This is a genomic window from Coprococcus intestinihominis (assembly GCF_040096555.1).
Classification (GTDB): domain Bacteria; phylum Bacillota; class Clostridia; order Lachnospirales; family Lachnospiraceae; genus Coprococcus_A; species Coprococcus_A intestinihominis.
In genome coordinates this window covers 1-5,864 of record NZ_JBBMEK010000213.1, presented here as the reverse complement: position 1 = coordinate 5,864, position 5,864 = coordinate 1, and the positions used below count along the sequence as shown (strand labels likewise).

At 38.4% G+C, this 5,864-nt stretch carries 3 protein-coding genes and 1 pseudogene; all 4 read right to left on the bottom strand.

Features of this window, described 5'->3' with window-relative positions; genetic code table 11:
- Nucleotides 1-455: pseudogene (locus WMO25_RS13815) on the bottom strand (WYL domain-containing protein); the annotation flags it as partial.
- Between the two features lie 22 nt (nt 456-477).
- A complete protein-coding gene (locus WMO25_RS13810; RefSeq protein ID WP_235232830.1) occupies nt 478-1,653 on the bottom strand; it encodes an HNH endonuclease domain-containing protein in 1,176 nt (391 codons plus the stop codon).
- Nucleotides 1,614-2,210, bottom strand: coding sequence for a class I SAM-dependent methyltransferase (locus tag WMO25_RS13805; protein WP_235232829.1), 597 nt, complete (start codon nt 2,208-2,210; stop codon nt 1,614-1,616). Before WMO25_RS13805 ends, WMO25_RS13810 begins: the two co-directional genes overlap by 40 nt.
- Before the next feature lie 104 nt (nt 2,211-2,314).
- Nucleotides 2,315-5,839, bottom strand: a complete 3,525-nt coding sequence (locus tag WMO25_RS13800) for a DUF1998 domain-containing protein (protein ID WP_349085781.1) — start codon at nt 5,837-5,839, stop codon at nt 2,315-2,317.
- Nucleotides 5,840-5,864 lie beyond the last annotated feature (25 nt).

Below are 5,864 nucleotides of genomic sequence, written 5' to 3'. Positions count from 1 at the left end.
TCATAGATTGCAGTATGAATGTAATCCACGTTGTAATAAACCGTCTCGTTCTCTGTCTTCGGACGGTTTACGATGAACACATATTTGGAAAGTATAGCAGCATCCGACCTACAACAAAGTTTCTCTAATTTCGTTATCAATTCTTTGGATTTCTTCTCCGTAATAAACTTCGATGACTGCACAGCATCTACCAAAAGCTTTAACTCCGGAAGCTCAAATGCTCTGGAGCCGACATAATACCCTGGATTCTTTCCCTTCTTCTGAATTACATCCAGACCATATTTTTTCAGAATATCCATCTCGGAATAAATCGTCCGGCGTTCAGCGGAGATACCATATTCATTTTCTAATATACTGCACAGCTGAGAAGCATTCAAAAGATGCTCTTCATCCGTGCGCTCCAGCATGATATCCATCAAATATAAGGTGCGGAGCTTCTGGTCCATGGTGGCCATGATATATCACCTCTTTGATTCTTTATACATTCCAAATTTCATAGCCCTGTCGTCTGGCCGAGTCGTACACCGGTTGCATATTTTTCTGCAAAATATGATAAAACTCTTCTTTCGTATTTCCCGGTCGGTATAACTCCTGTCCCGCCCAGATAGAATGCAGATTATCCTTATAGCAGGCTTCGAAACGTTTATGTAACGCTTCTCTTTCATGGATTAGTGTATACATGCTGTACTGATTCTCTGCAAAAACTAGGAAAAACGGATCCCATTGGGGAAGCTTATTACTTTTCGAAGAATTCAGTGAGGAATCCATCGGCATCAAATTCCAAAGTTCATCGTTCATGACAAAGGACCACGGAATAAAATGATCCACGTCGTACTGCTTTACATTAATCGGATTACCGGTAAAGACGTCACGTACTTCATGTACATCCAAAATACCTTCCCAAAGTTTCCGTACATTATTCAGCTTACGCATCTTCTCATCCATCGGTGCTAGCTTGTAAATAAGCCCCGGAACTTCCGGATTATTATTCTGCAGCCATTTTACTTTCTCATACTGGATCCAACCCAGAATATTTACTGTATTGTCCTGGATCATCTTCATCCATTCCGAATTAAAATGAACTTCCTTTTTAAGCCTACTTCTATCACCAAATGTATAGGGCAAACGAGTTACCGTACTATCGATCCGCTTGATGTACTCCGTCAGCCTACGGATACTTCCCCAGGGAACTTCCTCCGCACTCTTCGAAAAAAATCCTGCCAAGGCACGTCCCGGAACCATGTTAGTCAGCTGCTCCTTGGCTTTCTTCAATTCTTCATTATTCTCTCGAATCGCATTCTTAATTTCCACTTTCGATGCATTCGCCGGCAAATCACTCAGTTCTGTCAATGTGAGTATCGCTCGCTCCAATCCGTCCCTTACAAGCCCATCTGACTGTATTCCACTAAGATGAATATGAAATTCCCTTACCGAATACCAGGCATTGCAAATCATCTCATCAATGATTGTATCAAAGGTTGTATCCTGAATACCTTCCGAAATAAGGTCTACAATTGCCTCCAGCCAGTAGAATTTGTAGCAGTAGGAAGGGTCCTTCATCATCTGAGAAAAGCTTTCAATATCCAGGGTGTTATGATATTCTCCGTTAATATTTAGAGAATATCCGATTTGCGAAGTATTAAATTGAGCCATTTCTCATCCCCCCTTCCCGGTCTGACATCCCCAGTGATCCAATGATCTTCTATCATAAGTTCCGGGATATCTTGAATGAATTCCCGAAAAGTATCTTCTGTAAAATCTGTAAAATAGCGACCATTTCTCTCCCCCTCGAAATCACTATATTTGAAGGAGGTATAGATTACGCCTGCGCTCTTAAGTGCAGCACACATCTTGCGAATAACCGGAAATAATTCCTTTTTTGGCAAATGCAGGATAGAAGAACAGGCCCAGATACCATCATATTTATTAATATCATCAAGTTCCTGAAACAGCATTTCTTTTACCTCTATACCGGTAAAAGCACTGGCTAATCTGCAAAGTTCTGCAGAGCCATCGGTTGCGGTTACATGGTAACCCTTTTCCATGAAGTATTTTGTGTCACGACCAGAACCGCAGCCAAAATCAAGGATAAATGATTGGGGATCCAAGAGTTGAAGAAACTTATCCTGAGTCAGATGCATGTCCACGTTCCGGGTATTCTCTATGAAGTTTTTGGCATTCTGATTGTAGTAATCAATTATTCCTTCCATCTAAAACACTCCCTGCCCAATCAGTGCTAGTCTGTCCAAGCCAGTTCCTGCATCGAAGTATATAAAACAACATAAGCAGGGAGTCCGCTACCCCCTTTCCTTTTTTAGATTCCATCTCGTATCTTTGAATACGCATATGGCATCGCACTTAAAATCATTTTATCCGATATCGCAATACAGCCACGTGGAATATTACTATTATTTTTAGTCCACATTGCAGGATAAATATACAATCCGACTTTTTTATTTCCTTTTTCTATCCACATCTTTTCAGTCGAAGACTTTATAACAAAGTCTGCATCCAATAGAGCGGTTTCTTTTATTCCTGAAACGATTCTCAACTGTTTATCAAATGGTATTTCTGTTGGAAGTTGTTCTGCCGTACACCAATCAAGTAACTGTTTTGCCGCATGTCTATCTAATCTATTATGAACTCTTTGATTCCAATAATGCTTTAAACAATCGTGACATGCCGTTGTACAATTAGTCTTGCATTGCAATACTTTGTAAGTTTCCTGTACTAATTCTGGTATCTTATCAGTAAGCATAGAACTGTAGCCTGCTCCACTAGAAAGACTATCAAATAAGAAGATATCGACATATACCCTATCATCTGTATATCGTAATCGATATCCACCCTTTAGGTCATTAAACTCTACATCAAGCAGTGACCCTGCTGCTAAGACCATTGCCTCCGATAAACTTAATGCAGCATTATCAATCCACAACTCTTCTTGTCGTGTATTAACGTTTTTCGGATCCAATTCAATTTCAATCAGCATCATATCCGTCAAAAATTGATGTCCCAAAAAAGCATGTGTTATTCTATCACTAGGATGCGAACACTTTACCATACGCCCATATGGATGTCGATAAGGCTGTGGTATCTTTTGAAGACCAATTTCATCATCCCCTGGTACTGCAGCTCCACAATCTTCACAAATTGTAAAACCTGTGCTATCAGGCCCTTGATTCATTATAGTTAACGGTTGATCCATAAGTCTACCGTAACGCATATGTGCGAACCGGGATTCTTTAAACATTTGTTCATCACTAATAGGCGATGCATAACTAGGTAATTCTGCATACGACATTTCAGCCTCAGCTTCGGCCTCGCGAATACTAGTTCCACCGATTGGTGCAAATCCCCACGGCTTCACCATTTGTTTGCATTTGATGGATTCCTGCCTACAAAATGGGCAAACTTTCCCTGGATCTTTTTCTCCAACCCAGTTACATGATTGATTCTCGCAATAAAATATCCATTTATGATATTCTTTGTTTTCAAAGTATTTTCTTGCCGGATGTTCTTTTCCATCTTCACTAAATTTAGAGTGAAAACTATAAATTCCACCCGACTTATATGTCTTTTTATTTACAACGATGAGACGACCAGGCGCATATTCACTAATTGCCATATCCAGCGATCGGTCAGGTTCCTGTTCAACTTTGTCGCCTTTGCTGTTTTCTATGCTGAATCCGACAACATTTCTTGGGAATGAATATGTAGGAAAAATACCTTCTTCTAATAAAACATCTAGTAATTTTTTCTCATTATTGTTCGAATCATAATAATCATCTTCAAATTCAACAACCTTTTGGGTTAATGCCTCAACTGCAGTTATCAATTCTTCTTTTTGAGATTTGACATAACTCCTCAACCCTTCTGGCACTAATGTTTTTAATTCAGCCTCTGAAAGATTTTTGGTTTTAATATACTCAAAGAATTCTAACTCATAATCTTTTGAAAAAGCAATAATTCCTATGTCATTTGCAGAAACATTATACCTCTGCAAAAAGTCAGCAAAATAAATTACATTAAGGTGTCTATACAAGAGTTTACGATTATCAGTATCTATTGATGGATATCTCGGATCTCCTGCAATAATTTTCTCAGGATTATTGAAATAATAACTATCATGGGGACCATTGTCCGTATAGGTAACAATAGTTGAAATAGCTGATCCTCTTCGGCCGGCACGTCCAGCTCGCTGTTGATAATTTTCACGCATCGGTGGTATATTTCTCAATCCGACAGCCGTCAATGATCCAATATCGATACCGACCTCCATTGTCGTTGTACAACTAAGAACATCTACTGGCCCTTTGTCATCAATATACACATTTTGAAACCTAAGTTCATATTCCTCAGTCGTCGACCACATATCTATTCTCTGATCCTTATGTGATAACTGTGCAGTATGCTCCTCTGTATTGATACGTGTCATCAATGCATCTTTTTTTCCTTCGATAGCATCAAGAATAGGTTGTCTCCAAAATTCCAAGCCTTTGAACTCGTTTTCTGTCATGACCTTGGGCTCGCCTTCGCAACACCATGCACATTTTCCCCACAGAGTATACGGAAAAACTCGTCCACAACTTGGACATTTATACCATTCTCTTTTGTCATCAAATCGTAATGCAATTGCGTGTGGATTCAAATATACATTCTCATTATCATCGCTTCCTTTTTGTGCGAATTTGACAAATTGTTTATAAAGCAATTTTTGCTGCTCATCATTGATGCCATTATCATTTAAAAGCTTTTTAAAACGATTTGGTAACTTTCCTTCCGGATCAATCCCAAAACGAGGTACATTTGTTAAACTTCTTCGCACATTACGATTTATATCGTAATCATAAGCATAACTATCAGTTAATACTTCTGCTGCCCATGCTGTAAATAATGCAAAAAATTGCTCTTCATCTAAATTGATTTTAGAATTTTCAATCTCATCTAATACTTCGTCAATAAGCATATAATTGCAAGGTTCTACCCAACACAATCCCAAATCTGTAAACGATCTGAAATTGCTACACAATATTTTTAGCAAATATCTTGAATACAAATCTGGTACTGTTGCAAATTTCTGATCTTTTAATTCTTTATAGTCAATCTTGCTATATCTTCTTCCTCTCCTTGCCTGTTTTGCATATCTCTCTAATGTTGATCTCATTACTTCAAGATGGTTATGCAGATCTTCTTCATCCGTACCATAGAAGAATCTCAATCTATGATCCAATGCAACTTTTAAGAAGGACACATATAACAAATCCATACTTGGTGCTTTGTCATTTTTTTCTGCCCACTCTTCGAGTTCCTTGGCAGCAACCGTTAAGGCTTTTCTCATCGCATCCTCATCCGCTACAGATGTTAATTCCTTAGCTAATGTTGCCGCTCTCTGTCTACTATCTGAAAACAATAACACTTTTCTTCCAGCATTTGGTGTCAATTCCAGTTTGGCTTCATCCGTAATAACAGGTGGCTGAATCATTAACTGTTCTGATACCAAATGGAAGAATGGTTCATTACCTTTAGTTGAGAAATCACTTACTTTTAAATGCATCTTTTGACATCTTGGACAAGTAGCAAATGTCATTTTGTTCGGCTCATCCTTTGGGGACTTAGTACTATATGCAACATGTATGTAGTTTTTTTCACCAGCATGAGAATCATCTTCCTCGATTCTTCCCGCTAAAGCATTTAGCCATCCCACTCTGTAATCCTTTTTAGGCAGAAATACTACATTGTTCGGAATGACATAATAATGAATCTCTTTAAAATTATTTCCAGATATTGCACCCTTTTTATTCCAAATAAATCTATCTTCCGGATAATCTAAGTCCATATATCCTCTTAAAAAAAGAGCTCCA

Coding starts and splice junctions, on each gene's coding strand:
- WMO25_RS13810 (WP_235232830.1), bottom strand. CDS start 1,653: ATGGCTCAATTTAATACTTCGCAAATCGGATATTCTCTAAATATTAAC.
- WMO25_RS13805 (WP_235232829.1), bottom strand. CDS start 2,210: ATGGAAGGAATAATTGATTACTACAATCAGAATGCCAAAAACTTCATA.
- WMO25_RS13800 (WP_349085781.1), bottom strand. CDS start 5,839: ATGGACTTAGATTATCCGGAAGATAGATTTATTTGGAATAAAAAGGGT.